The organism is Streptomyces sp. NPDC023541, assembly GCF_055559995.1.
Map to the genome: position 1 here is coordinate 258,210 of NZ_JBVHJO010000008.1, position 25,402 is coordinate 283,611.

At 72.4% G+C, this 25,402-nt stretch carries 21 protein-coding genes, 2 tRNA genes and 1 pseudogene; 11 read left to right on the plus strand and 13 right to left on the minus strand.

Annotation, left to right across the window (positions count from 1 at the left end):
• The first annotated feature begins 148 nt into the window (after positions 1-148).
• The 4 genes from ACZ3X1_RS21940 (at position 149) to ACZ3X1_RS21955 (ending at position 5,307) form a co-directional block, all read left to right on the plus strand.
• A complete protein-coding gene (locus ACZ3X1_RS21940) occupies positions 149-931 on the plus strand; it encodes an MIP/aquaporin family protein (RefSeq protein WP_356810878.1) in 783 nt (260 codons plus the stop codon).
• A 79-nt stretch (positions 932-1,010) separates the two neighbouring features.
• The gene (gene glpK, locus ACZ3X1_RS21945) at positions 1,011-2,537 is read left to right on the plus strand and encodes a glycerol kinase GlpK (RefSeq protein ID WP_356810877.1); all 1,527 of its coding nucleotides are present in this window, start codon (positions 1,011-1,013) and stop codon (positions 2,535-2,537) included.
• A 40-nt stretch (positions 2,538-2,577) separates the two neighbouring features.
• The gene (locus tag ACZ3X1_RS21950) at positions 2,578-4,185 is read left to right on the plus strand and encodes a glycerol-3-phosphate dehydrogenase/oxidase (protein ID WP_356810876.1); all 1,608 of its coding nucleotides are present in this window, start codon (positions 2,578-2,580) and stop codon (positions 4,183-4,185) included.
• Between the two features lie 126 nt (positions 4,186-4,311).
• The gene (locus ACZ3X1_RS21955) at positions 4,312-5,307 is read left to right on the plus strand and encodes a PAC2 family protein (protein ID WP_356810875.1); all 996 of its coding nucleotides are present in this window, start codon (positions 4,312-4,314) and stop codon (positions 5,305-5,307) included.
• 268 nt (positions 5,308-5,575) lie between these two features.
• Here the strand turns inward: ACZ3X1_RS21955 and mshC are convergent, their stop codons facing one another.
• From mshC to ACZ3X1_RS21975, 4 genes are all read right to left on the minus strand, one after another.
• On the minus strand, positions 5,576-6,805 hold the full coding sequence (gene mshC / locus ACZ3X1_RS21960; protein WP_356810874.1) for a cysteine--1-D-myo-inosityl 2-amino-2-deoxy-alpha-D-glucopyranoside ligase: 1,230 nt from the start codon (positions 6,803-6,805) through the stop codon (positions 5,576-5,578).
• 110 nt (positions 6,806-6,915) lie between these two features.
• A complete protein-coding gene (locus ACZ3X1_RS21965) occupies positions 6,916-7,764 on the minus strand; it encodes an SCO1664 family protein (protein WP_356810873.1) in 849 nt (282 codons plus the stop codon).
• Complete coding sequence (locus tag ACZ3X1_RS21970) at positions 7,728-8,318, minus strand: DUF3090 domain-containing protein (protein WP_030655891.1); 591 nt, start codon at positions 8,316-8,318, stop codon at positions 7,728-7,730. The genes ACZ3X1_RS21965 and ACZ3X1_RS21970 overlap by 37 nt, the downstream gene beginning before the upstream one ends.
• A 77-nt stretch (positions 8,319-8,395) precedes the next feature.
• The gene (locus tag ACZ3X1_RS21975; protein ID WP_053613248.1) at positions 8,396-9,115 is read right to left on the minus strand and encodes a histidine phosphatase family protein; all 720 of its coding nucleotides are present in this window, start codon (positions 9,113-9,115) and stop codon (positions 8,396-8,398) included.
• 55 nt (positions 9,116-9,170) lie between these two features.
• Here ACZ3X1_RS21975 and ACZ3X1_RS21980 point away from each other — a divergent pair, with 55 nt between their 5' ends.
• Entirely contained in the window at positions 9,171-10,163 is a 993-nt protein-coding gene (locus ACZ3X1_RS21980) for a magnesium and cobalt transport protein CorA (protein ID WP_356810872.1), read from the plus strand.
• Between the two features lie 9 nt (positions 10,164-10,172).
• On the opposite strand, the gene ACZ3X1_RS21985 is transcribed toward ACZ3X1_RS21980, so the two are convergent.
• Positions 10,173-10,961, minus strand: coding sequence for a ferritin-like domain-containing protein (locus ACZ3X1_RS21985; protein ID WP_356810871.1), 789 nt, complete (start codon positions 10,959-10,961; stop codon positions 10,173-10,175).
• Positions 10,962-11,174: 213 nt separating this feature from the next.
• A complete protein-coding gene (locus ACZ3X1_RS21990; protein ID WP_356810870.1) occupies positions 11,175-12,224 on the minus strand; it encodes an LLM class F420-dependent oxidoreductase in 1,050 nt (349 codons plus the stop codon).
• 99 nt (positions 12,225-12,323) lie between these two features.
• Between ACZ3X1_RS21990 and ACZ3X1_RS21995 the strand changes: the two are divergent.
• Both ACZ3X1_RS21995 and ACZ3X1_RS22000 read left to right on the plus strand, forming a co-directional pair.
• A pseudogene (locus ACZ3X1_RS21995) lies at positions 12,324-13,306 on the plus strand (aldo/keto reductase).
• A gap of 215 nt (positions 13,307-13,521) precedes the next feature.
• Complete coding sequence (locus ACZ3X1_RS22000) at positions 13,522-15,756, plus strand: helix-hairpin-helix domain-containing protein (RefSeq protein ID WP_467280743.1); 2,235 nt, start codon at positions 13,522-13,524, stop codon at positions 15,754-15,756.
• 80 nt (positions 15,757-15,836) lie between these two features.
• Here the strand turns inward: ACZ3X1_RS22000 and ACZ3X1_RS22005 are convergent, their stop codons facing one another.
• Positions 15,837-16,517: a hypothetical protein gene (locus tag ACZ3X1_RS22005; protein ID WP_467280679.1), complete on the minus strand. Its 681-nt coding sequence runs from the start codon at positions 16,515-16,517 to the stop codon at positions 15,837-15,839.
• A 47-nt stretch (positions 16,518-16,564) separates the two neighbouring features.
• Here ACZ3X1_RS22005 and ACZ3X1_RS22010 point away from each other — a divergent pair, with 47 nt between their 5' ends.
• Positions 16,565-16,753, plus strand: a complete 189-nt coding sequence (locus tag ACZ3X1_RS22010; protein WP_030037337.1) for a DUF5703 family protein — start codon at positions 16,565-16,567, stop codon at positions 16,751-16,753.
• A 40-nt stretch (positions 16,754-16,793) separates the two neighbouring features.
• Here the strand turns inward: ACZ3X1_RS22010 and ACZ3X1_RS22015 are convergent, their stop codons facing one another.
• The 3 genes from ACZ3X1_RS22015 to ACZ3X1_RS22025 form a co-directional block, all read right to left on the minus strand.
• Positions 16,794-17,552, minus strand: a complete 759-nt coding sequence (locus ACZ3X1_RS22015) for a chaplin (protein WP_467280680.1) — start codon at positions 17,550-17,552, stop codon at positions 16,794-16,796.
• Positions 17,553-17,708: 156 nt separating this feature from the next.
• Entirely contained in the window at positions 17,709-17,942 is a 234-nt protein-coding gene (gene chpH, locus ACZ3X1_RS22020; RefSeq protein WP_356810866.1) for a chaplin ChpH, read from the minus strand.
• 131 nt (positions 17,943-18,073) lie between these two features.
• Positions 18,074-19,399: a M20/M25/M40 family metallo-hydrolase gene (locus ACZ3X1_RS22025; protein WP_390079202.1), complete on the minus strand. Its 1,326-nt coding sequence runs from the start codon at positions 19,397-19,399 to the stop codon at positions 18,074-18,076.
• Between the two features lie 172 nt (positions 19,400-19,571).
• Here ACZ3X1_RS22025 and ACZ3X1_RS22030 point away from each other — a divergent pair.
• Positions 19,572-19,659, plus strand: a tRNA-Leu gene (locus tag ACZ3X1_RS22030).
• Positions 19,660-19,804: 145 nt separating this feature from the next.
• Positions 19,805-19,892 (plus strand) — tRNA-Leu (locus tag ACZ3X1_RS22035).
• 138 nt (positions 19,893-20,030) lie between these two features.
• On the opposite strand, the gene ACZ3X1_RS22040 is transcribed toward ACZ3X1_RS22035, so the two are convergent.
• From ACZ3X1_RS22040 to ACZ3X1_RS22050, 3 genes are all read right to left on the minus strand, one after another.
• A complete protein-coding gene (locus ACZ3X1_RS22040; protein ID WP_362625763.1) occupies positions 20,031-21,470 on the minus strand; it encodes an amino acid permease in 1,440 nt (479 codons plus the stop codon).
• 209 nt (positions 21,471-21,679) lie between these two features.
• Positions 21,680-23,224, minus strand: a complete 1,545-nt coding sequence (locus ACZ3X1_RS22045) for an APC family permease (protein WP_467280681.1) — start codon at positions 23,222-23,224, stop codon at positions 21,680-21,682.
• A gap of 119 nt (positions 23,225-23,343) precedes the next feature.
• Positions 23,344-24,291 (minus strand): hypothetical protein, encoded by a 948-nt coding sequence (locus ACZ3X1_RS22050; protein WP_356810860.1) that lies wholly within the window; start codon positions 24,289-24,291, stop codon positions 23,344-23,346.
• Between the two features lie 457 nt (positions 24,292-24,748).
• On the opposite strand from ACZ3X1_RS22050, the gene ACZ3X1_RS22055 reads away from it, so the two are divergent.
• Positions 24,749-25,174 (plus strand): ASCH domain-containing protein, encoded by a 426-nt coding sequence (locus ACZ3X1_RS22055; RefSeq protein ID WP_362625757.1) that lies wholly within the window; start codon positions 24,749-24,751, stop codon positions 25,172-25,174.
• Positions 25,175-25,402 lie beyond the last annotated feature (228 nt).

Below are 25,402 nucleotides of genomic sequence, written 5' to 3' on the forward strand. Positions count from 1 at the left end.
GTTCACCGGTCGGCATTGTCGAACACCTAACGGCAATACGCGCTAGGATGCGGCAAGGCCAAGGACCGGTGCAGCACTCACCGAGTGCGCGGAACCACCGGAGGGACCCGGGTTCCGCCCACCCCTGGACGTACGTAAGGAGTCGCGGGTGTCCAGCTCCGACATCTTCATCGGCGAGACCATCGGTACCGCCCTGCTCACTCTGCTCGGCGGTGGCGTCTGCGCCGCAGTGACACTCAAGAGCTCCAAGGCCCGCAACGCGGGCTGGCTCGCCATCACCTTCGGCTGGGGCTTCGCCGTACTGATCGCGGCCTACGTGTCCGCACCGCTCTCCGGCGCGCACCTCAACCCGGCCGTCACCGTCGGCCTCGCCGTCAAGACCGGCGAGTGGGGCGACACGCCCGTCTACTTCGCCGGCCAGCTGCTGGGCGCCATGCTCGGCGCGGTGCTGATGTGGGTGACCTACTACGGCCAGTTCCGCGTGCACCTCTCCGACCCCGAGCACATCCGCGACGCCAAGCTCGGCCCGGAGGACCCGCACCCGCACGACGTGGCCGGCCCGGTGCTCGGCGTCTTCTCCACGGGCCCCGAGATCCGCAACGTCGTGCAGAACCTCGCGACCGAGATCATCGGCACCGCCGTGCTGATCCTGGCGATCCTCACCCAGGGCCTCCAGGACGGCGGCAAGGGCCTCGGTGTCATCGGTGTCCTGATCACGTCCTTCGTGGTCGTCGGCATCGGCCTCTCGCTGGGCGGCCCGACCGGCTACGCCATCAACCCGGTCCGCGACCTCGGCCCCCGAATAGTCCACGCCCTGCTGCCGCTGCCCAACAAGGGCGGCTCCGACTGGGGATACTCCTGGATCCCGGTGGTCGGCCCGCTCGTCGGTGCCGTGCTCGCCGGCGGTCTTTACAACATCGCGTTCGCCTGATCAGCATCTGCCGCGCTCGTAAGATCCGCACCGCACTCCTGATTCCGCCTACTCACCAGACCTGCCAGGAGCAGCCATCATGACCAGCAGCACCGGCCCCTTCATCGCCGCGATCGACCAGGGCACCACCTCCTCCCGCTGCATCGTCTTCGACCGCGACGGCCGCATCGTCGCCGTCGACCAGAAGGAGCACGAGCAGATCTTCCCGAAGCCGGGCTGGGTGGAGCACGACGCCACCGAGATCTGGACCAACGTCCAGGAGGTCGTCGCCGGCGCCATCGCCAAGGCCGAGATCACCGCCGCGGACGTCAAGGCGATCGGCATCACCAACCAGCGCGAAACCACCCTGATGTGGGACCGCCACACCGGCGAGCCCGTCCACAACGCGCTGGTCTGGCAGGACACCCGCACCGACACCCTGTGCAAGGAGCTCGGCCGCAACGTCGGCCAGGACCGCTTCCGCCGCGAGACCGGCCTGCCCCTGGCGAGCTACTTCGCGGGCCCCAAGGTCCGCTGGCTGCTCGACAACGTCGAGGGCCTGCGCGAGCGCGCCGAGGCCGGCGACATCCTCTTCGGCACCATGGACTCGTGGGTCATCTGGAACCTCACGGGCGGCGCCCAGGGCGGAGCGCACGTCACCGACGTCACCAACGCCTCGCGCACCATGCTCATGAACCTGCACACCCTCGCCTGGGACGAGAAGATCGCGGAGTCGATGGGCGTCCCGCTCAACGTGCTCCCCGAGATCAAGTCCTCCGCCGAGGTCTACGGCCACGTCAAGGACGGCGTCCTCGCCGGCGTCCCGGTCGCCTCGGCGCTCGGTGACCAGCAGGCCGCCCTGTTCGGCCAGACCTGTTTCGCCGAGGGCGAGGCGAAGTCCACGTACGGCACCGGAACGTTCATGCTGATGAACACCGGCGACAAGATCATCAACTCCTACAGCGGCCTGCTGACCACGGTCGGCTACCAGATCGGCGACCAGAAGCCGGTCTACGCCCTGGAGGGCTCCATCGCCGTCACCGGCTCGCTCGTCCAGTGGATGCGCGACCAGATGGGCCTGATCAAGTCCGCGGCCGAGATCGAGACGCTGGCCTCCTCCGTCGAGGACAACGGCGGCGCCTACTTCGTACCGGCCTTCTCCGGCCTGTTCGCCCCGTACTGGCGCTCCGACGCCCGCGGTGTGATCGCCGGCCTCACCCGGTACGTCACCAAGGCGCACATCGCCCGTGCCGTCCTGGAGGCCACCGCCTGGCAGACCCGCGAGATCACCGACGCCATGACCAAGGACTCGGGCGTCGAGCTCGCCGCCCTCAAGGTCGACGGCGGCATGACCTCCAACAACCTGCTGATGCAGACGCTCTCGGACTTCCTGGACGCCCCCGTGGTGCGCCCGATGGTCGCCGAGACCACCTGCCTCGGCGCCGCCTACGCCGCCGGCCTGGCCGTCGGCTTCTGGCCCGACACCGACGCCCTGCGCGCCAACTGGCGCCGCGCGGCGGAGTGGACCCCGCGGATGCCCGCCGAGCAGCGGGACCGCGAGTACAAGAGCTGGCTCAAGGCCGTGGAGCGGTCCATGGGCTGGGTCGACGACGAAGACGGCAGCTGACCGCACCAGCTGAGTCAATCGACGAGGAGCTGAAAGAGATATGAGCACCCTGCAGAGCGTCCCCGCCCTGGGTACGCACCCGACCGCCGGCGCGAACGCGAGCCGTGCCGAGACCCGTGAGCAGCTGGCGAAGGCCACGTACGACCTGCTGGTCATCGGTGGTGGAATCCTGGGCACCTCGGTGGCCTGGCACGCCGCGCAGTCGGGTCTGCGGGTTGCCATGGTGGACGCCGGCGACTTCGCCGGCGCCACCTCCTCGGCTTCCTCCAAGCTCGTCCACGGCGGCCTGCGCTACCTGCAGACCGGCGCGGTCAAGCTGGTCGCGGAGAACCACCACGAGCGGCGGGTGCTGGCCAAGGACGTGGCCCCGCACCTGGTCAACCCGCTCACCTTCTACCTGCCGGTCTACAAGGGCGGTCCGGTGGGTGCGGCCAAGCTGGGCGCGGGCGTCTTCGCCTACTCCGCCCTCTCGGCCTTCGGCGACGGCATGGGCAAGGTCATATCCCCGGCCCGTGCCGTCGCCGACAACCCCGGTCTGAAGACCGACAACCTCAAGGCCGTCGCGGTCTACTACGACCACCAGATGAACGACTCCCGCGTCGCCGTCATGACGGTCCGCGCGGCCGTCGAGTCGGGGGCGGTCGTCCTCAACCACGCCGAGGTCACCGGGCTGCGCAAGACGCACGGCCGGGTCACCGGCGCCGAGCTCAAGGACCGCCTGGACGGCACCGAGTTCGGGATCGACGCCCGCGTCGTGCTCAACGCCACCGGCCCGTGGGTGGACCACCTGCGGCGCATGGAGGACAAGCACTCGATGCCGTCGATCCGCCTCTCCAAGGGCGCGCACATCGTCATGAAGCGCAAGTCGCCGTGGAAGGCCGCCATGGCCACCCCGATCGACAAGTACCGCATCACCTTCGCACTCCCGTGGGAGGACCAGCTGCTGCTCGGCACCACCGACGAGGTGTACGAGGGCGACCCGGCGGACGTGCGCGCCACCGAGTCCGACATCCAGCAGATCCTGGACGAGGCGGCCTTCTCGGTGAAGGACGCCGACCTCGACCGCTCGCTGATGACGTACGCCTTCGCCGGCCTGCGCGTGCTGCCCGGCGGCCCCGGCGGCGTGGAGAAGGCCAAGCGCGAGACCGTCGTCTCCGAGGGCGCGGGCGGCATGCTGTCGGTCGCCGGCGGCAAGTGGACCACGTACCGCCACATCGGCCGCGTCGTCATGGACAAGCTGGCCAAGCTCCCGGGCAGCCCGCTGACCGAGGACATGGAGCCCGTGAAGTCCCTCGTACGCCGGATCGCGCTGCCGGGTGTCGCCAACCCGAACGCGGTCGCGCACCGGCTGCTGGTGGACCGTGAGCCCGGCTCGCGGATGGACCCGCTGACTGCCCGCCACCTGGCCTCGCACTACGGCTCGCTGGCCTTCGACATCGCGCGCATCGCGAACGAGGACCCGGCGCTGGCCGAGCGCATCCACCCGGACGGTCCGGAGATCTGGGCGCAGGTCGCCTACGCCCGTGACAACGAGTGGGCCGAGACGGTCGACGACGTGCTGCGCCGCCGCACGACGGTGACGATCCGCGGCCTGGACGACGACGCCGTCCGGGCCCGTGTCGAGGAGATGCTGGCACGCAAGGCATAGCTCTCACGCAGGTGGGGAAGAGGGGCGGTTCCGAGGGGAACCGCCCCTCTGTCGTGGGCTGTGGCCGGTGTCCCCTCAAGGCATAGGCTGACCCACGTACGCAAGGAACTTCGGAAGGAGACCTGGGTGATCGAGCTTGAGGGCGTGCCCGAGCTGATCGACCCGGTCATGGTGGCCGCGTTCGAGGGCTGGAACGACGCGGGTGACGCGGCCTCCGGTGCGGTCGCACACCTGGACCGGGAGTGGAAGGGCGAGGTCTTCGCGGCTCTGGACGCCGAGGACTACTACGACTTCCAGGTCAACCGGCCCACGGTGTGGCTGGACAACGGGGTACGTAAGATCACGTGGCCGACGACCCGGCTCTCGGTGGTCCGCATCGGCGGCGCCAAGCCGCGCGACCTGGTGCTGGTGCGCGGGATCGAACCGTCCATGCGGTGGCGGTCGTTCTGCAACGAGATCCTGGGCTTCGCGCACGAGCTGGGCGTGGAGATGGTGGTCATCCTGGGCGCCCTGCTCGGGGACACGCCGCACACCCGGCCGGTGCCGGTGAGCGGGGTCACCTCGGACGCGGACCTGGCGCGGACGATGGACCTGGAGGAGACCAAGTACGAGGGCCCCACGGGCATCGTGGGCATCCTCCAGGAGGCCTGTACGCATGCGGGCGTGCCCGCGGTGTCGCTGTGGGCGGCCGTGCCGCACTACGTGTCGCAGCCGCCGAACCCGAAGGCGACGCTGGCCCTGCTGAACCGGCTGGAGGACCTGATCGACATCAGGATCCCGCTGGGCGAGCTGCCGGAGGACGCGCGCGCGTGGCAGCTGGGCGTGGACCAACTGGCCGCCGAGGACAGCGAGGTGGCGGAGTACGTCCAGACGCTGGAGGAGGCGCGCGACACCGCCGACCTGCCGGAGGCGTCGGGTGACGCGATCGCCCGGGAGTTCGAGCGGTACTTGCGGCGGCGTGACCCTGCGGCGGGCCCGGCGGCGGATCCGGGTGACGGCTCGTACCTGCGGGACACGTCGAGCGGTCTGACGCGTCCGCCGAAGCGGAAGCCGGACCCCGCGGGGGAGGAGGCGCCCGCCGATCCGGCGGAGGAGCAGGGGGACGACACCCCGGAAGCGTGACCCGCGCGGCGCCGCGGCGCAAGCACCCCGGGCTGCGCCCGGCCGGGTGGGGCTCCGCCCCGCACCCCGCGCCTCGAACTCCGGCGGGGCTGGTTCTCCCAGCCCGTCCGGCGTTTCAGAAGGACCGGGTCCAGGAGAGCCCTCGGAGCGGTGGAAGGGCGGGTAGGGGACGGCTCCGCGCCAGCGGCGGCCCGGACCTGCGCGCCCGGACAGGGCGATGCCCCCGGCCCGGGTGGGGCCGGGGGCATCGGCGCCAGGGCCGCGGCGGCTACAGGGCCACGCCCAGCAGGGCGTCCACGGTGCGGGAGACCAGGCCGGGGGCCGACTCGTCGTCGCCGTCGGTGGCGTTCTGGAGCTCCACCCAGCGGTCCACGGCCGCGAGCGCCGCAGGGGCGTCCAGGTCGTTCGCCAAGGCCTCGCGGACTTCTTCGAGGACCGCGTCCGCCGCGATGCCGTCCGGCCGGGAGACCGCCGCGCGCCACCGCTCCAGCCGGGCCACGGCCTCGTCGAGGACGGCGTCCGTCCACTCCCAGTCGGCCCGGTAGTGGTGCGAGAGCAGGGCCAGGCGGATCGCCGCCGGGTCCACGCCGGCGCGGCGCAGCGCCGAGACGAAGACGAGGTTGCCCTTCGACTTCGACATCTTCTCGCCGTGCAGGGCGACCATGCCGGCGTGGACGTACGCCTTGGCCATCGGGAACTCGCCCGTCAGCGCCTGCGCGTGCGACGCGCCCATCTCGTGGTGCGGGAAGGCGAGGTCGGAGCCGCCGCCCTGGATGTCGAAGCCCATGCCCAGGTGGTCCAGGGCGATCGCGACGCACTCGATGTGCCAGCCCGGCCGGCCGCGGCCCAGCGAGCCGCCGTCCCAGCTCGGCTCGCCCGGGCGAGCCGCCATCCACAGCATCGGGTCCAGTGGGTTCTTCTTCCCCGGGCGCTCGGGGTCGCCGCCCCGCTCCGCCGAGAGCAGGCGCATCGCCTCGGCGTCGAGGCGGGAGACGCCGCCGAAGTGCGGGTCGGACTCCACCGAGAAGTAGACGTCGCCCTCCAGCTCGTACGCGGCGCCCGCGTCCCGCAGCCGCTCGACCAGCGGCACGATGCCGGGTATGGCCTCGACGGCTCCGATGTAGTGCTGCGGCGGCAGCATCCTCAGGGCCGTCATGTCCTCACGGAAGAGCGCGGTCTCGCGCTCGGCCAGCTCGGTCCAGTCGTGGCCGTCGCGCAGCGCCCGCTCCAGGAGCGGGTCGTCGACGTCGGTGACGTTCTGGACGTAGTGGACCTGCCGCTTGGTGTCGAGCCACACGCGCTGTACGAGGTCGAACGCGTTGTAGGTCGCCGCGTGACCGATGTGGGTCGCGTCGTACGGGGTGATGCCGCAGACGTAGATACGGGCGACGGGACCGGGGGCGAGGGTGATCGTCCCCTGGGTCGCGGTGTCGTGGATCTGGAGGTCGCGGCCCTTACCGGGAAGGGCGGGGACCTCAGAAGCGGGCCAGGCATGCATGTGTCGAGCCTAACCGGACGGATGTTCCGGAAACGAACTGGACCTGCACTGTTGTCTTGATCGGCACTCTTGCGGTCTGGCCGGTTCTGTGCGTATGGCCGGTGGCCGGTTCAGACCGGTGGCCAGGGGATCGCCGGCCACTGCCCGGACGGCTGGGGGTGCGTTCCGGTGCGCAGCATGTGCGCCACCCGCTCCCGTGCGGCGGCCAGCTCGGCCGCCGTGATCAGTTCGGCCAGCCGGGTGGCGAGGGGGGCTCCCTCGGCCAGTTCCGCGGCCAGCGCGGTGAGCGCCCGGCGGGCCTCGTGCGTCAGCGGCTCCCCCGCCCAGCCCCACAGCAGGGTGCGCAGCTTGTCCTCGGTGTGGAAGGTCACTCCGTGGTCGATGCCGTAGATCCGTCCGTCGGGAGCGGGCAGCAGGTGCCCGCCCTTGCGGTCACCGTTGTTGATCACGGCGTCGAGGACGGAGAGCCGGCGCAGCCTGGGGTCGTCGGCGTGGACGAGCAGGGCGGTGCGGCCCTCTCCCACCTCGGCGAAGGCCACGGGCTTCCAGCCCTCACCGGCCTCCTCGCCGTCGACGAGGGCGAGGAGCCCGTCCTCCGGGGAGTCGCCCTGCGGCTGCCGGGCTTCGATCCACTGCTGGACCATGCCCTCGCCGTAGGGCCCGTCGCGCAGCACGGTGGCGGGCACCAGGCCCCATCCGGTGGCCTCGGAGACCAGGTAGGCGGCGACCTCCCGCTGGGCGAGGCTGCCGTCGGGGAAGTCCCACAGCGGCCGTTCGCCCTTGACCGGCTTGTAGACGCAGTCGGTGCTCGCGCCGTCGTACGTGACGGTGCACAGCAGCACCGCGTTGGACGCCTCCCGGATCCGGCCGACGACGGTCAGCTCGCCCTTGGCGAGCAGTTCCTCCATGTCCCCCTGGCCGGTCACGCCTGGCGCCGGTAGCCGTTCTGGCGCGGGCACACGTGTCCCTCCGGGTCCAGCGGCAGACTGCACAGCGGACACGGCGGGCGGCCGGCGTTGACCACGTCCAGGGCGCGCTTGGCGAAGGCGCGCGCCTGGGCGCCGGTGAGGCGGACCCGCAGCATCGGCGGGCCGTTCTCCTCGTCCTGGAGCAGCCTCTCCTCCGCCTCGGCGAGGTCCTCGTCGGACTCGGCGTCCAGCTCCACCAGGGCCTGGGCCTCGACGATCATCCGCTGTTCCTCGCCGTCCCAGGCCAGGGCCATGGTGCCGACGCGGAACTCCTCCTCGACGGGGACGTCCAGCGGGGCGGTGTCGGCGGCCTCCGCGGGGGCCATGGCCGGGACCGGGGCGTTTCCGCCGGTCCGCCGCACGACCTCGTCCAGCAGCTCGTCCATCCGCTCGGCGAGTGCGGCGACCTGGGTCTTCTCCAGGGAGACGCTGGTGACGCGGGGGCCGGCGGAGGCCTGCAGGAAGAACGTACGGCGTCCCGGCAAGCCGACCGTGCCGGCCACGAAGCGGTCCGGCGGGTCGTAGAGGAACACCTGACGGGGCACGTCCAGTCTCCAAGTCTCGGCGGCGGGGGCCGGTCTGCGCCCTTGTGTGGGCCCGTCCACCCTACTGCGCCCTGCGATCACGCCGCGCCCGCGCCGCCTCCCACGACCGCGTTCCCGGAGTCCTCGGCGTCCTTGTCCGAGGCGACCGGCTCGGGCGCGGCCGGCCGCCGTACGAGCGAGCCGAAGTCCCCGGTGTCGCCCAGCCGGAACACGAACGGCCGGGTCTGCGTGTAGCGGATCGCCGTCACCGAGCAGGGGTCGACGTGGATGCGCTGGAAGAGGTCCAGGTGCATGCCCAGGGCGTCGGCGACAAGGGACTTGATGATGTCGCCGTGCGAGCACATCAGGAAGACGGCGTCGCTGCCGTCCCGCTCCTCGATCCGCGCGTTCCAGTCGCGTACGGCGTCCACGGCGCGCGCCTGCATGGCCCGCATGGACTCGCCGCCGGGGAAGGCGGCCGCCGACGGGTGCTGTTGCACGATCTTCATCAGCGGTTCTTCGGACAGTTCTGAGAGTTTGCGCCCGGACCAGTCGCCGTAGTGGCACTCGCCGATCCGCTCGTCCGTGTGCAGTTCCAGCTCGGGCCTCGCGGCCAGCAGGGGTGCGAGGGTCTCCCGGCAGCGCTGCAGGGGGCTGGTGACGGCGGCGGCGAGCGGCACGCCCGCGAGCCGTCCGGGGAGCGCGGCGGCCTGCTCGGCGCCGCGCTCGTCGAGGGCCACGCCGGGGGTCCATCCGGCGAGCAGCCCTGCGGTGTTGGCGGTGGACCGCCCGTGTCGTACGAGGATCAGCGTGGCCATGGGGGCCAGCGTAGGCGGTGCGGGAGGGGTGCGGGGGCCTCGGCGGCGGGGGACAATGTTCGGCGTGATTGTCGACTGCGCGATTTATCGGGACGGTCGCCGTGCCAAGGGTCCGGAGGACTTCTCCGACGCCCTGGACGAGGCCCGGGCGAGCGGTGACGCCTTCCTCTGGATCGGCACCTACGAGCCGACGGAGGCGGAGTTCGATCACGTCCGCCGGGAGTTCGGCCTGCACCCGCTGGCAGTGGAGGACGCGCTCAACGCCCACCAGCGCCCCAAGCTGGAGGTGTACGACGACTCGCTGTTCGTCGTGCTGAAGCCGGTGGTCTACGACGAGGCCACGGACACCGTGACCGCGGGCGAGCTGATGGTGTTCATAGGCGATTCGTTCGTCGTCACGGTCCGGCACGGCGAGGGGGCCCCGCTGGCCGCCGTACGCCACCGGCTGGAGCAGGAGCCGGACGTGCTGCGGCACGGCCCGACGGCGGTGCTGTACGCGGTGAGCGACGCGGTGGTGGACCACTACATCGAGGTGGCGGCCGAACTCCAGTCGGACCTGGAGGAGCTGGAGGCGGAGGTCTTCGCCCCGAACGCCTCGGACACCAAGAACACCGCGGCCCGCATCTACGGCTTCAAGCGGCAGGTGCTGGAGTTCCGGCGGGCGACGAACCCGCTGCTGGCGCCGATGGACCGGCTCGCCTTCGGGCAGGTCCCCTTCGTCCACGAGCACGCCCGGCCGTTCTTCCGCGACGTCGCCGACCACCTGACCAAGGCGAGCGAGTACATCGAGGGCCTGGACCGGCTGCTGTCGGACGCGCTGGCCGCGCACCTCGCCCAGACGGGGCTGCGGCAGAACGACGACGTACGGAAGATCTCGGCCTGGGCGGCGATCGCGGCGGTGCCGACGATGGTCGCGGGGATCTACGGCATGAACTTCGAGCACATGCCCGAGCTCCACCGGTGGTGGGGCTATCCGGGGGTGCTCGTGCTCATGGCGGGCACCTGTCTGGGCCTGCACCGGCTGTTCAAGCGCCGGGGCTGGCTCTGAGGCCCCCCGCTACGCGAACTCGGGGGCGGTGGCGGATGCGCCGCCGAGGGCGTTGCGCCGCTCGGGCATCCGCAGGTCGACCATCCGGTGCCAGCCGCTGAAGCGCTCGTACCCGTACATCGCGCGGATCCCGGCGGCCAGCAGGGCGGCCTTCGGCGCGGGCCAGTGCAGCAGCCGTCCCATGTGGTCCATGACGGCGAGGCTCACGTCGCGGTACACGGCGATCTCGGCGAGGGCGCTCTCGCGCAGTACCCGGTGGATGGTCCGGCCGTGGCCGGCGCGGGCCAGGCGCAGCAGTTCCTCGTGGCAGTAGGCGAGGTGGCTGTCCTCGTCGTTGCTGATCATGTGGATGGCCTTGCCCACCACGGGGTGGTCGCCGAAGTGCTTGACCAGCATGTCCATCTGGTCGGCGGCGCGCTGTTCGGTGACGCGGCTGTGCGCGAGGTAGACGACGATGTCCTCCTCGCTCAGCGGCTCCTGGCCGCGCAGCTTGTCGTGGGCGAGTCCGATGCCGCGGCGTTCGAGCAGCATCGTGTAGTCGGTCTCGGGCGGTACGGGGACGGTTTCCAGGCCGCGTTGGCGGAGCAGGGCGTGGAAGATCCGGCCGTGCTTGTCCTCGTCGGCGCCGTGCCGGGTGATCTTGGGCGCGAGGTCGCGCATGCCGTCCGGGACCAGGGCCGCGATACGGGCGTTCTCCCAGCCGCCCTGGGCTTCCCCGCTGGCGGCGATGGAGCAGAACAGCTGGAAGGAGTCGTCGTTGTCGACGATCTCCTGAAACAGGCTGCGGGCAGAAAGCATGCAACGAGTCAAACGCCGGTCCGGGGGCGGGGCAACCGAGAGGTGGCACTACTCGTCCGAATGAACGAACCGCCGGTCGGGCCGGGGTGCGTAACCCTTGGACGTCCGGCGCGTTGTTGGCTGTGTCGGCCGTGGCGGGGAAGACCCCCCGAGCCCCCACCACGGCCGCAGAGCTTTCAGGCGGCGTCCGGCCCCGCCCGTCCGGCCTCCGGCTCAGGCGAGGCCCGCGAGCTCCATGGCCTCGGTGCCGGCGCGCAGGGCGGCGATCCGCTCGTCCAGGGTGAAACCGGCCGGCGCCAGCGTGAGGGTGGTGACCCCGGCCTCCGCGTAGGCCCGCATCCCGTCGGCGATCCGCTCGACCGGGCCGAGCAGCGTCGTCGAGTCGATCAGCGAGTGCGGGACGGCCTCGGCCGCGCCGTCCTTGTCGCCGGCCAGGTACTTGTCCTGGATCTCGGCGGCTTCCTTCTCGTAGCCCATGCGCTGGGCCAGCTGGTTGTAGAAGTTCTGCTTCCGGCTGCCCATGCCGCCCACGTACAGGGCGGTGTAGGGGCGGAACATGTCGGCGAGGGCCGTCACGTCGTCGCCGAGGGCCAGCGGCACCGTCGGGCAGACGTCGAAGCCGTCCATCGTCAGTCCGGCCTTCTCGCGGCCCGCCCGGATGTGGGCGAGCGCGGTGGCCTCCAGGTGCTCGGCGGCCGGGAAGATCAGCAGGGCGCCGTCGGCGATCTCGCCGGTCTGCTCCAGGTTCTTGGGCCCGATGGCGGCGATGTAGAGCGGAATGTGCTCGCGCTCGGGGTGCACGGTCAGCTTGATCGGCTTGCCCGGGCCGCCCGGCAGCGGGAGGGTCCAGTGCTCGCCCTCGTAACTCAGCCGCTCGCGGGACATGGCCTTGCGGACGATCTCCACGTACTCACGGGTGCGGGCGAGCGGCTTGTCGAACTTGACGCCGTACCATCCCTCGGAGACCTGGGGGCCGGAGACGCCGAGGCCGAGCCGGAAGCGGCCCTTGGTGAGCGAGTCGAGGGTGGCTGCGGTCATCGCGGTCATGGCGGGCTGCCGGGCGGGGATCTGGAGGATCGCCGAGCCGACGTCGATGCGCTCGGTCTGGGCGGCGACCCAGGCCAGGACGGTCGGGGCGTCCGAGCCGTAGGCCTCCGCCGCCCAGCAGACGTCGTAGCCGAGGCGGTCGGCCTCCTGGGCGACGGCGAGGTTGTCGGCGTCCATGCCCGCCCCCCAGTAACCGAGATTGATGCCGAGCCGCATGTTCGTCCCCTTACCGGTGTACCGATCAGTAACGTTGGTGTGCGGGGACTGTAGCGCGCCCGGGTCCTCCACGTCAGCGCCCCAGTAGTCTCAGCGCTCATGGAGCAGAGGCATCTCGGCCGCACCGGACTGCGCGTCTCCCGGATCGGCCTCGGCACCCTCACCTGGGGCCGCGACACCGGCGAGGAAGCCGCCGCCGAACAGGTGAAGGCGTTCTGGGAGGCGGGCGGCACCCTCGTCGACACCGCCGACGTCTACGGCGGCGGTGAGGCGGAGTACCTCCTCGGGCGGCTGGTGGGCGGGCTCGTCCCGCGCCGGGACCTGGTGATCGCGACGAAGGCGGGCAGCGTCCCGGACCCGGACCGGCGCTTCGACGGCTCGCGCGGACATCTGCTCGCGGCCCTGGACGACTCGCTGGACCGGCTGGGCACCGACCACGTCGACCTGTGGCAGGTCCACGCCTTCGATCCGGCGACGCCGGTGGAGGAGACGCTGCAGGCCCTGGACCTGGCGGTGAGCAGCGGCCGGGCCCGGTACGCGGGGGTGGCGGGCTTCTGCGGCTGGCAGCTGGCGAAGGCGGCCACCTGGCAGCTCGCGGCCCCCGGGGTCGGACCCGGATCGCCTCGACGCAGATGGAGTACTCGCTGCTCCAGCGCGGGGTGGAACGGGAGGTGCTGCCGGCCGCGCTGGATCTGGGGGTCGGTCTGCTGCCGTCCTCCCCGCTGGGCCGCGGGGTGCTGACCGGCAAGTACCGGGACGGCACCCCGGCCGACTCGCGGGGCGCCTCGGAGTCCCTGGCCGCGCTGGTGGAGCCGTACCTCGACGACGCGGCGGGCCGGATCGTGGACGCGGTGGTGACGGCGGCCCAGGGCCTGGCCGTGACCCCGCTCCAGGTGGCGCTGGCGTGGATCCGGGACCGGCCGGGTGTGGTCGCGCCGATCGTCGGCGCGCGGACGTCGGCTCAGCTCGCGGCGGCGTTGTCGGTGGAGGCGCTTAGTCTTCCGGAGGAGATCTGCCGGGCGCTGGACGACGTGTCGGCGCCGGAGCACCGCTATCCCGATCAGGACTGGAGCACGCTGTGAGTACGGACCGTCAGGCCGAAGCCGCCACCGCTGCCGCGGAGGCCCTGAGCGGGCCCGACGCCGAGCGGGCCGCGCCGCACGTCGAGGACGGCCGGCCGGCGCAGACCGAGCCGGGCGAGCGCGAGCCCGAGCCCGAGCCCGAGGCAGGCTCCGCCGCACCCCACGGCGAAGCCGACGGGCCGGCCGGTGACGTGGGTCCGGGGACAGAGCCCCCCATGACCGCCCCCGCCGGGCCCGAGGACGCGGACGCGGAGCCCGCCGCTGACGGTGACTCGGGCGCGGAGCCGGCCGCGGACGCCCCCGCCGGGCACGGAGACCAGGGAGCGGAGCCCCCGGTGGACGCCCCGGCCGGTGACGGGGGTCCGGGGGCGGAGCCACCGGTTTCGGGAAGGGGCGGCGTGGGGGAAAGCCCCGCAGGGCCAACCTCCGAGCCCGGTGCGCAGGCTCCCGCGGCAGCCGCCGACACGGCCGGGGCCGAGCCCGCCGCAGGCGGCGGGCTCAGCGAGGCCCAGGCCGAACTGGCCGCGCAGAAGATCGAGCGGGAGCGGATCGCCCGGCGCAAGGCCGAACGCGAAGGACCCGTCGAAGCAGGCGCGAAGCTCAGCGGGAAGGCCGCCGACCTCCTGGCCGCCGTACGGGCGGTGGAGGGCGGCGCGAAGCCCTCCGCCGCCTACTTCGACGACGCACCGGCCGCCCCCCGCAAGGCGGCCCCCGCTCCCCAGGCGCCACGTCCCGCCGCCGCCCCGGCTCCGGCGGCCGCGCCCGTCGCACCCTCCGCCGACGCCGTCGACGGCGTACGGGCCGTCCTGGCCCGCGGCGGTGCGCCCGAGTCGCTGGCGGGACCCGTCGCGGCGGCCCTCGGTGACGGCGCCGCGCAGGAGCTCTCGCAGAACCCGTGGCGCCTGCTGGCGGTCCCCGCCGTGCGTCCGACGCAGGCGGACGGCTTCGCCCGCGCCCTGCTGGGCGCGGGGGCCGGTCCCGGGGACGAGCGCCGCACGGCCGTCCTGGTGGGCTGGCTGCTGGCCCGGGCGGGTCTGAAGGGGCACACCGCGCTGGAGGTTCCGGTCCTGGAGAAGGCCCTGGCCCAGTACGGCGTGCCGGATCCGGCCGAGGCGCTGGAGCAGGCCGTCGCGGAGGCCTCGGTACTGGTCTTCCACGAGCCCCTCGGCCCGCCGGTGGAGGAGGGCGAGGAGCAGCCCGTACGGATCCTCGTGGGCCTGGAGGGCGCCGCGATGGCCGAGGAGAGCCTGGCCGACGGCCTGGCCCGGCTGGCCGGCACCTTCGGCGACCCGGCGGACTGGGAGCAGGCCGCCGCGGCCGCGCCGGACCGGTCCTCCGCCGAGCTGATCCGCGCGGTCGCCGGCCATGGTCTGGTCACTCATACGGGTGGCGAGGCCGCCCGGGCCGAACCGCTCGCACTGGCCGCGGCGGCCCGTGGACTGGGCCTGCGCGTCTGCGTGGCCGCGCACGCCCCCGGCGGCCCGGATGCGGTGACGGTGGCGGAGCTGCTGTCCGGCCAGGAAGGGCCCGGGCGGGACGCGGACGGGCAGTTCGCACTGGACCTGCTGGTCGTGCTGGACGCGCCGCAGCTGGACGTGGAGAGCGCCGCCGCGCTGGTCGAGGGCATGGCGGACGGGACCCGGCTGGTCCTGTCCGGAGACCCCGGAGTGCTCGGCTCCGCGGGCGCGGGCCGAGTGTTCGCCGATGTACTGGCAGCGCGTACCTGCCCCCAGCTGGTCTCCCGCACCCCGGACCCGGGGCCCGTCGGCGAGCTCGTCTCCGGCGTGGGGATCGGGGAGCTGAACCAGGTCGACGCCCCCGGCAAGGAGGTCGTGATCGTCCCGGTGCAGGACGCCGGGGAGGCCGTGCACCGCGCGGTGCAGCTGGTGGCGGAGTCGGTGCCGCGGGCCTTCGGGATCCCGGCGGACAGCGTGCAGGTGATCACCCCGGGGCACGGCGGGTCCGCGGGAACGCGGGCGCTGAACGCCGCGCTCAAGGAGCGACTCAATCCCGGCCCGGGCCGGTTCGGCGGCTTCGACCCCGGTGACCGGGTGGTCCACGTCCCCTCCCCGGGGCGGGCGCTTCCGGCCCGTGTGGTGTCGGCCGACGCCCAGGGGCTGCACCTGGACCGCGCGGGAGTGCGGATCGTCGTACCGAAGGACCTGGTCGAGTCCCAGGTCCGGCACGGCTGGGCGGTGACGGCGCACCAGGCGGTCGGAGCGCGCTGGCCGGCGGTCGTGGTCGTACTGCCGGGCGACGCGGCGCAAGCCCTGTCGCGGGACTGGGTCTACACGGCGTTCGGGCGGGCCGAGCGGCACCTGTCGGTGGTGCACGGCGTCGACCAGGCACTGCCGCGCGCGGTCGCCGAGGTACTGCCGAAGCCGCGTACGACGCGACTGGCGGCTCTGCTGAAGGCGCTCGCGGCGGCGGGCGAACAGCCGGAGCAGTAGACGGCCGCGGCCTCCCGCCACGAAGGGCGGGAGGCCGCGGTGCCGGCATGCGTCAGGGGTCGGGGGTCGGGGGTCGGGGGTCAGGCGGGAGTAAGGCCCGGCCGGGTGGTTTCGTCCTCCTCCTGGGCGTCGTCGACGTCCTCGGCGTCGTCGAACTCGTCGGCCTCCTCGTCGAAGACGGAGCTGACGTCGAACCGGTGCAGCACGTCCTGCGGGTCGATGTGCCCGAAGGGCGAGCCCAGCCACTCCCCCGGTTCCGCCATGTCCTCCGAGGCGGCGACCCAGAGCGTGGAGTCGCCCTCCTCCAGTCCGAAGTCCTTGTACCGGGAGGCGATCTCGTCGGGCTCGTACTCCCCGAAGAGGACGCCGAGGGCGTCGGCGGTGCCTCCGTCGTGGACGAAGTCGGCGTCCCGGTCGTGTGCGGCGACCCGTTCCGCCTGCGCGATCAGCCGCGCCGGTTCGGCGACGGCGTAGTCGCGGCGGATGAGCACGCTGAAGGCGGCCGGTTCAGCGGGACCGGTGTACGGGACACCGTCCTCGGGCGTCGGGATCTCGAAGGGCGTGACCTCGTCGTAGCGGTCGTAGAGGAGCTCGTCGTATTCCTCGGCGGCGGCGGCGAGTTCGTTGAAGGCGGCGTAGACGTCCGGATCCTCGTCCCCGATCCTGCGCTCGACCGCGGCGAGGTGGCGGTCGAGCGCGGCCTTGACCGCCTCGGCGGCGGCGCGGACCTCGGCAACAGTGGGCAGAGCGGCATCAGACATAGAGCAGACGCTATCCGTAGCAGGGCTCTGCCCGCACAATAGATGCGATGCCGGAATACGAATTCGTCGACGTGTACGTGCCCCGCGGCGTCCCTCGCAAGGAGGCGACCCGCCTGCTGACCGACCATGCCGAGTACGGAAACTGGGAGATCGACCGGCTGAGCCTGCACCGGGACGGCAGCCGCCGCGTGCGGCTGCGCCGCCGGATCATCCGCCAGGTCCGCGCGACCTGGTGAACGCGGGCCCCGGGGGCGGGGCCCGCGTCGTGAGCGACCGTCAGGCGGCGTTCCTGGAACGCCGGTAGAGCACGGTGCCGGCCAGCAGCAGGCCACCCGCGATCGGGAGGCCGGCGGTCAGGACGTCACCGGCGCCGGTCGCGGCGAGGCCGGGGTGCGCCTCGGTGCCGCTTCCCGTGCCGGGGTGCGTGACGGGGGTGACGGAACCCGTACCCGGGTTGGCCGGGTTGCCGGGGGTACCCGGGGTTCCGGGGTTGCCGGGGGTACCCGGGTTACCCGGAGTGCCGGGGCTGCCCGGGGTACCGGGGTTACCCGGAGTGCCGGGGTTGCCGGGCGTGCCGGGCGTGCCGGGGTTGCCGGGCGTGCCGGGGTTCCCGGGGTTGCCGGGGTTCCCGGGGTTGCCGGGGTTGCCGGGCGTGCCGGGGTTCCCGGGGTTCCCGGGGTTGCCCGGGTGGTCGTCGCAGGGTTCATCGTCGCCGGGGTTGCCCGGCTGGCCGGGGTTGCCGGGATGGCCGGGGTTGCCCGGCTGGCCGGGGTTGCCGTGGCCCGAGGCGTTGGCGCAGTGGTTGCCGAAGGCCGGGTTGAGGCCTCCCACCACCGTCACCGTGTTCCCGCAGACGTTCACCGGCGCGTCCACGGGCGCCTGCACGGTGTTCCCGGACAGCAGGCCCGGAGAGTTCTTCGCATGCCCTGTAGCGGCTGAGTCCGCGTGTGCGTAGCCCCCGCCCAGCGCGAGGACACCCCCCGCGGCAGCCATGGTGATCAGGGTCTTCCTGGTGACCTGTGCCGGTCGTCGCATCTGTACTCGTCCCCTGGTGTGTACGTGTCGGCCGGCGCTCGGAGGCCGGCCGCCCAGACTCCCCCGCCTGGTACGCCGATAAGTGGTTCCGGGCCGGAAAAGCCCGGTGGCCCCGGAGCGCTGGAATGCGCTCCGGGGCCGAAGACTTCAGATGCGTCAGGCGTTGACGCAGGTGTTGCCGAAGGCCGGGTTCAGCAGGCCGACGATGTTCACGGTGTTACCGCAGACGTTGACCGGGATGTGGACCGGGACCTGGACGACGTTGCCGGACAGGACACCGGGGGAGCCGATGGCCGCACCCTGGGCACCCGCGTCGGCGACGGCCAGACCCGCACCCGCGAGAACCAGACCACCGGTAGCAGCCGCAGCGGCGACAACCTTCTTGAGCATTGTTCCTCCTAGTAGGCAAAGTGCGGTCCCAGCCGCGGACCGCACCACCTGTAACGAGGAGGGATCACCAGGGCTACGAGCGTATGAGTGCATTCACTCTTCTCAGTGGAATGCGCACACCTTCTCGAATGTCAGGCGTTGTCGATGAATCGGTCGAGCACCCGCGCCCCGAACTTCAGTCCTTCCACCGGCACCCGCTCGTCCACGCCGTGGAACATCCCGGCGAAGTCCAGCTCCGGCGGCAGCTGCAGCGGCGCGAAGCCGAAGCAGCGGATGCCGAGGTCGTCGAATGACTTGGCGTCCGTGCCGCCCGAGAGCATGTACGGCACCGCCCGCGCGATCGGGTCCTCCGCCTTCAGGGCGCCCTGCATGGCCTCGACCAGCCGGCCGTCGAAGTCCGTCTCCAGAGCCTTGTCGCCGTGCACGTCCTCGCGCTTCACGCGGGGGCCGAGGATGCGGTCCAGGTCGGCGAAGAACTCGTCCTCGTAGCCCGGCAGGAAGCGGCCGTCGACGTGGGCCGTCGCCTGGCCCGGGATGACGTTGACCTTGTAGCCGGCGCCGAGCATCGTCGGGGCGGCCGAGTTGCGCAGGGTCGCGCCGACCATCTTGGCGATGCCGCCGAGCTTGGCGAGCGTGGCGTCCATGTTGTCCGGGTCCAGAGGGGTGCCCAGCGCGTCCGAGAGCTCGTCCAGGAAGGACCGTACGGTCTTGGTCACGCGCACCGGCCACTGGTGGCGGCCGAGTCGGCCCACGGCCTCGCACAGCTCCGTGATGGCGTTGTCGTTGTTGGTCATGGAGCCGTGGCCCGCGGTGCCCTCCACCGTGAGCCGCATCCAGTGCATGCCCTTCTGGGCGGTCTCCACGAGGTAGAGCCGGAGGTTCTCGTTCACGGTGAAGGAGAAACCGCCGACCTCGCCGATTGCTTCGGTGACGCCCTCGAACAGACCCGGGTGCTTGTCGACGAGGTACCGGGCCCCGTAGATGCCGCCCGCCTCCTCGTCGGCGAGGAAGGCCAGCACGATGTCCCGCGGGGGCTTGCGGCCGCTGCGCATCCGGTCGCGGACGACGGCCAGCGTCATCGCGTCCATGTCCTTCATGTCGACGGCGCCGCGGCCCCACAGGCATCCGTCGGCGATCTCGCCCGCGAACGGGTCGTACGTCCAGTCCGCGGCGTTCGCCGGCACCACGTCGGTGTGCCCGTGGATCAGCAGCGCGGGCCGTGAGGGGTCCTCGCCCTCGATCCGCGCCACCGTCGAGGCGCGGCCCTTGTGCGATTCGAAGATCTGCGGCTCCAGCCCGACCTCGGCGAGCTTCTCGGCGACCCACTCCGCCGCCTTGCGCTCCCCGGGGCCCGAGTGGTCCCCGTAGTTGCTGGTGTCGATCCGGATGAGGTCCCGGCAGAGGTCGACGACCTCGTCCTCGCCGGAGACGGTCCTGCCCGCGCTCGACTCGCTCACGCTGCTTCCTCCCACTGATCCACTCAGTACCGAACATTCCCATCCTCGCGCTCCGGGCCGCTCTCCCCAAGGGCGATCCCCGGCCGTCGGGGGGTGTGATCGAGGACCTCCTGCCGTTTGGTAGTGTTTTCCACGTCGCAACGGCCCGCGAGGGACGTACGGCAGACACCCGGTCCGGGTGGCGGAATGGCAGACGCGCTAGCTTGAGGTGCTAGTGCCCTTTATCGGGCGTGGGGGTTCAAGTCCCCCCTCGGACACCAACGGAAGGACCTCGCTTCGGCGGGGTCCTTCTTCGTTCCCGGAGGCGGCCGCACGGCGCCGCCGGGCGCGCGGCGGCGGCCCCGGAATGTTTGGTAGTGTTTCGCTCGTCGCAACGGCCCGCGAGGGACGCGAGACACACACCCGGTCCGGGTGGCGGAATGGCAGACGCGCTAGCTTGAGGTGCTAGTGCCCTTTATCGGGCGTGGGGGTTCAAGTCCCCCCTCGGACACCACGGCAAAGGCCGGTCAGGAGACATCCTGACCGGCCTTTCGTGCGTCTACGGGGCGCGGGGCCGGAAACCCGGGCGCGATGCCCGTCCGGCAGCGGCGAGGCCCCCGCGCCGGAGCGGCGCGAGGGGTCTCGTGGGGCGTCAGTCGCGGGATGCGGACAGGGTGGCGACTCGGCCGCGGACCAGGAACCAGCCGCCCACGAGGGCGGCGGCGATGACCGGGACGAGCATGACCGTGGTGCGGCCGACGCCGCCGTCGCTCCACATCAGGACCAGGACCGTGGCGAGGAAGACCAGGGTCACGATCTGGGTGTAGGGGGCCCACGGCAGGCGGTAGGACGGGCGGTCGACCAGGCCGTTCTTCGAACGGTGCCAGAAGAAGAGCGAGCAGAGCATGACCATGCCCCAGGTGCCGAGAATGCCGACGGAGGCGAGGTTGAGGACGATCTCGAAGGCCTCGCCGGGCATCCAGTAGTTCAGGCCGACGCCGGCGACGCCGAAGGCGGCGGTGAACAGGACGCCGCCGTAGGGGACCTTGCCCTTGTTCATGACGCCGGTGAACTTGGGGGCGGAGCCCGACAGGGCCATCGAGCGCAGGATGCGGCCGGTGGAGTACAGGCCCGAGTTCAGCGAAGACAGAGCGGCGGTCAGGACGACCAGGTTCATGATGCCCGCGGTGCCGGGGATGCCCAGCTTGTCGAAGACGGTCACGAACGGGGACTGGTCGGCGGAGTAGGCGGTGTACGGGAGCAGCAGGGCCAGCAGGACGACCGAGCCCACGTAGAAGACGCCGACGCGCCACATGATGGAGTTGATCGCCTTCGGCATGATCTTCTCGGGGTTCTCGGTCTCGCCCGCGGCGACGCCGCACAGCTCGACGGAGGCGTACGCGAAGACGACGCCCTGGACCACCATGAGCATCGGGATCACGCCGGAGGGGAAGAGGCCGCCGTTGTCGGTGATCGTCGCGAGGCCCGGGGTGTGGCCGTCGATCGGGTGGCTGGTGGCGACCAGGTAGATGGCGACCACCATGAAGATCACCAGGGCGCTGACCTTGACGATCGAGAACCAGAACTCCATCTCGCCGAAGTACTTCACCGAGATCAGGTTCGCGGTGAGGACGATGGCGAGGGCGATGAACGCCAGGACCCACTGGGGCACGTCGGTGAACGCGGACCAGTAGTGGGCGAACATGGCGGCGGCCGTGATGTCCGCCACGGTGGTCGTGGACCAGTTCAGGAAGTACAGCCAGCCGGCCGTGTAGGCGCCCTTCTCGCCCATGAACTCACGGGCGTAGGAGACGAAGGCGCCGGATGAGGGCCGGTAGAGGACGAGCTCGCCGAGGGCGCGGACCACGAAGAAGGCGAAGACGCCGCACACCGCGTAGGCGATCGCGAGGGAGGGGCCGGCGCCGGCGAGGCGGCCGCCGGCTCCGAGGAACAGGCCGGTGCCTATCGCCCCGCCGATCGCGATCATGTTGATGTGGCGGGACTTCAGGTCCTTGCTGTAGCCCTCGTCACCAGCGTCGACATGGCGGGAGGACGCCGGGGCGGGTGCCTCGGTCAAGGTGCGGTCACTCATGTATGACTTCGCCTTCGTGGGTGGGACAGGCAGCCCGGGAAGGCGTCGCAGGGGAGCTGGGTGGTGTCCCCTGTGGCGCGTTCCGGGTGTTTTGAACGCCCCAGGAGACCACGGCGCTCCGCCGGCCGCCAAAATCGCCCCTACGCACCGAAGCCCCCGACGACCTTGGAAACGGTCGTCGGGGGCCCTGCAGAGCCTGGAAAGCGAGGTCAGTCGCGGGGTGCGGCCTCGGCCGCCTGGTCGAGGCGGAAGGCCTCGTTGCCGAGGCCGATGCGGGCGTGGACCTCCGGGCGTCGGCGGCGCAGGAGGGCCCCGTACAGCAGTCCGCCGACGACGGCGGCGCCGATGATGCCCGGCAGGACCCAGCTGAGGGCGGAGCCCTTCTCGGCGCCGACGAGGACGCCGAAGTCCTTGACGGTGTAGGCGGCGATGGCGAGCAGGGCGAGGCCGGAGGCTCCGGCCGCGACGAGCCGCCAGACCTGGGCGCCGGCGGTGCCGCGGCGGACGAAGAAGGCGATCACGGCGAAGGAGGCGGCGGCCATGAGGAGCGTCACACCGAGGGCGCCGACGCTGCCCATCCAGGTGAACAGGTGCAGGACGGGCGCGGTGGGGTCGCCGGCCGGCAGGTCGTCGGTGACGGCGAAGGCGGCGACGACGAGGGCCGCGATGCCCGTCTGGAGCAGCGAGCCGGTGGCGGGGGCGCCGGTGCCGGCGTTGGTGCGGCCGAAGGCGGCGGGGAGCAGGCCCTCGCGGCCCATGGCGAAGGCGTAGCGGGCGACGACGTTGTGGAAGCTGAGCATGGCGGCGAACATGCCGGTCACGAAGAGGACGTGCAGGACGTCGGTGAAGGTGGTGCCGAGGCGGGACTCGGTGAGCTGGAAGAGCAGGCCGGGTCCGGCTTCGCCGGCGGCCCTGACGACTTCGCCGGGGCCGGTGGCGACGGTGAGGGCCCAGGCGCTGAAGGCGAAGAAGAGGGCGACGAAGCCGACCGCGAGGAACATCACGCGGGAGACGACGATGTGCGGCCTGCTGGTCTCCTCGGCGTACACGGGGGACTGCTCGAAGCCGACGAAGGCGGCGATGCAGAAGCACAGGGCGGTGCCGAGACCGGCTCCGCCGAGGGTCTCGGGGTTGAAGGCGTGGAGCGAGAGGCCTTCGGGTCCGGGCTTGGCGAGGGCGGCGGCGTCGAAGACGACGACCAGGGCGCACTCGATCAGGAGGAGGACGCCGAGGACCTTGGCGTTGAGGTCGATCTTGAGCCAGCCGAGCGCGCCGGTGACGGCGACCGCGAGCAGGGCGGGGATCCACCAGGCGAGCTCGGTGTCCAGGTAGGTGGCGAAGAGGCCGGAGATCTCGAAGCCGAGGATGCCGTAGACGCCGACCTGCATGGCGCTGTACGCGACGAGGGCGACGAGCGAGGCGGCCGCGCCGGCGGTGGGGCCGAGGCCGCGGGCGATGTACGCGTAGAAGGCGCCGGCGTTGTGGACGTGGCGGCTCATCTCGGCGTAGCCGACGCTGAACAGAGCGAGGACCAGGCCCAGGATGACGAAGAGCAGGGGCTGGCCGACGACGCCCATCAGGCCGAAGGTCGTGGGCATGACACCCGCGACCACCATCAGGGGGGCGCTCGCGGCGAGTACGGAGAGCAGCAGACCGGCGGTGCCGAGGCGGTCGGCGCGCAGCGCGCGGTCCTGGCCCTTGTAGGTGCGTATCTCGGCCGGGTCCTGGAGCGTGGTGGATCTGCCCGTCGGCATGGCGGCGTCCTTTCGGGGGCGCGGTTCTTTTCGGGGCGGATGGGGGTGGATCGGGTGGATCGGGCGGAGCGGGTGGAGCGGGGCGGAGTGGGGGTGGGGCCGTGGGGTCCGGTCCGGGGTCAGGCGGTTCCGAGCGCGACGTTGCGTGCGGCGAGGAAGGCCTTCTGCGGGTCCCGGTCGGGATAGGACCAGGGGGCGCGGGTGGCGTGGCTGCCGATGCGGTGGAAGAGCGCGGCGGCCTCGGCGGGGCGGCCCTCGCAGAGTTTGGCGTGGGCGAGGAAGTTGAGGTCGACCCGGTTGCGGGGGTGGTCGTCGCGCTCCCACTCCAGCCACCAGTCGAAGGCGGAGCGCAGGACCTGGCGGGCGCGGCGGCCCGCCCAGTGGGCGGCGGCCGTCTCGGGGGTGTGGCCGTGCGTGGCGGCGAGCACGCGGTAGCGCTCGGCGTGCGCGACGACGGGGAGCACGGCCAGCGGGGAGTCGGCCGGGGACTCCTCGGCGGCCCAGGCCGCGAAGTCGTAGACCTCGTGGAGCGGGTCCTGGCCGGGGGCGAGGGTGCGTTCGGCCAGCTTGGCCACCATGAGGTGGTGGGCGTGGTGGTGCTCGCGGTGGCGGGCCCGGACCTGGTCGAAGTGTCGGCTGAACTCCTCCTCGGTGCCGAAGGCGCGGGAGAGCAGGAGCAGTCCGAGCCACGGGGTCGGGTCGTCGGGCAGCAGCGCGGCGGCCCGGCGGCAGGCCTCCTCGGCGGCGGCCGGCGTGCCCTTGTGGCGCAGGGCGGTGAAGACGGCGGCGCATGCGAGCAGGGTGGCGGCGTCGGCGCTGTCCGGTTCGGCGAGCAGCCATTCGCGGGCCCAGGCGGTGGCCGCCGGGGTTTGGGCGAGCACGACGACGCGGTGGCCGCGGCGGTCCCAGTCGTCGCCGGTGCCGACGAGGAGGGAACGCACCCTGGCCCAGCGGCCCTGGGCGAACTGGGAGCGCACGTCGATGAGTTCGGCGTCGCAGAGGGCCGGGTCGAAGAGCTGGGCGTCCCGCTTGCGGGCGCGGCCGAGGGGCGGCGGAGGCGGGGACATCCGCGGGGTTTCCCTCCAGGACGCGGGCGGACGGTGATCGGGGTCGGGGATCAGGGATCGGTGATCAGGGGTCGGCGATCGGTGATCGGCGGTCGGCGGTCGGCGGTCGGGGCGGGGCGCGGGTCTGCGGCGGCCGCCCGCGCGCTGGGCGCACGCGCGTGGCTCGGCCGCAAGGCCGCGGGATCGTGCCGGTGGTGCTGTGACGGAGCTCCGGTGGGGCTGCGGCAGGACCGCGGTGGAGTTCCGGGGGGGTTGCGACGGGACGCCGGGCGCTCGGGCGGATTCGGGCGGAACTCCGGTGAGCACTCCGGTGATCACGCACAGCAAAGCGGTACGCGCAGCTCCGAGTCAAGGTCCAGTCCACTGCGTGGCGGGTTTCAACTGCTCTGGCCACCGTGCCAGTTGGTCGGGCGGCATTCGTTCCGGGCGGCCATGGGCCGCGCCGTAGGGTGGCCGTATGACTGCATATGGCGATCTTCCCCCGTACCTGCTGGGCTTCCCCGGCCCGTTGCGCGACCAGTTGGTCGCGGCCGTGCTGAGCGGGGCGAAGACCAGCACCACCGGCCTGCTCGCGGAGTACGAGGCGGAGCGGGAACCGCTGCCGGAGCCCGGCACGCGGTCCCTGCTGGTCGACTCCGACGAGCGCGGGGTGGCGGTGGTGGAGGTGACGGCCGTGGAGGTGCTGCGGCTCGCCGACGTGGGACTGGGGCACGCCCTCGACGAGGGGGAGGGATACACGTCGGTGGCCGAATGGCGCACGGCACACGAGGAGTTCTGGCACAGCGAGCCGGTGCGCACGGTGATCGGCGACCCGGGCTTCACGGTCGACGACGACACACCCGTCATCGCGGAGCGGTTCCGGGTCACCGAGCGACTGGTCTGACGCCCCCGGCCCGCGAGGGGGCGCCGCGGCCGGGGGCCGAGGGCCGGGCGACGGGTGCCGGGGCCGGGGGCCGGGCGACGGGCGGCGGGGCCGAGCGCCGGGCGCCGAGGGCCGGGCCGAGCGGCGGGTCGCGGGGCCGGTGGCGGGCGGCGGGGCCGAGCGGCGGGCGGCGGGGCCGGTGGCGGGCGGCGGGGCCGGTGGCGGGCGGCGGGGCCGGTGGCGGGCGGC

Bases quoted from the DNA above. Each gene is read 5' to 3' on its own strand.
- glpK (WP_356810877.1), top strand. From the start codon at position 1,011: ATGACCAGCAGCACCGGCCCCTTCATCGCCGCGATCGACCAGGGCACC.
- ACZ3X1_RS21950 (WP_356810876.1), top strand. From the start codon at position 2,578: ATGAGCACCCTGCAGAGCGTCCCCGCCCTGGGTACGCACCCGACCGCC.
- mshC (WP_356810874.1), bottom strand. From the start codon at position 6,805: ATGCATGCCTGGCCCGCTTCTGAGGTCCCCGCCCTTCCCGGTAAGGGC.
- ACZ3X1_RS21975 (WP_053613248.1), bottom strand. From the start codon at position 9,115: ATGGCCACGCTGATCCTCGTACGACACGGGCGGTCCACCGCCAACACC.
- ACZ3X1_RS21980 (WP_356810872.1), top strand. From the start codon at position 9,171: ATGTTCGGCGTGATTGTCGACTGCGCGATTTATCGGGACGGTCGCCGT.
- ACZ3X1_RS21985 (WP_356810871.1), bottom strand. From the start codon at position 10,961: ATGCTTTCTGCCCGCAGCCTGTTTCAGGAGATCGTCGACAACGACGAC.
- ACZ3X1_RS21990 (WP_356810870.1), bottom strand. From the start codon at position 12,224: ATGCGGCTCGGCATCAATCTCGGTTACTGGGGGGCGGGCATGGACGCC.
- ACZ3X1_RS22000 (WP_467280743.1), top strand. From the start codon at position 13,522: ATGACCGCCCCCGCCGGGCCCGAGGACGCGGACGCGGAGCCCGCCGCT.
- ACZ3X1_RS22005 (WP_467280679.1), bottom strand. From the start codon at position 16,517: ATGTCTGATGCCGCTCTGCCCACTGTTGCCGAGGTCCGCGCCGCCGCC.
- ACZ3X1_RS22010 (WP_030037337.1), top strand. From the start codon at position 16,565: ATGCCGGAATACGAATTCGTCGACGTGTACGTGCCCCGCGGCGTCCCT.
- ACZ3X1_RS22015 (WP_467280680.1), bottom strand. From the start codon at position 17,552: ATGCGACGACCGGCACAGGTCACCAGGAAGACCCTGATCACCATGGCT.
- chpH (WP_356810866.1), bottom strand. From the start codon at position 17,942: ATGCTCAAGAAGGTTGTCGCCGCTGCGGCTGCTACCGGTGGTCTGGTT.
- ACZ3X1_RS22040 (WP_362625763.1), bottom strand. From the start codon at position 21,470: ATGAGTGACCGCACCTTGACCGAGGCACCCGCCCCGGCGTCCTCCCGC.
- ACZ3X1_RS22045 (WP_467280681.1), bottom strand. From the start codon at position 23,224: ATGCCGACGGGCAGATCCACCACGCTCCAGGACCCGGCCGAGATACGC.
- ACZ3X1_RS22050 (WP_356810860.1), bottom strand. From the start codon at position 24,291: ATGTCCCCGCCTCCGCCGCCCCTCGGCCGCGCCCGCAAGCGGGACGCC.
- ACZ3X1_RS22055 (WP_362625757.1), top strand. From the start codon at position 24,749: ATGACTGCATATGGCGATCTTCCCCCGTACCTGCTGGGCTTCCCCGGC.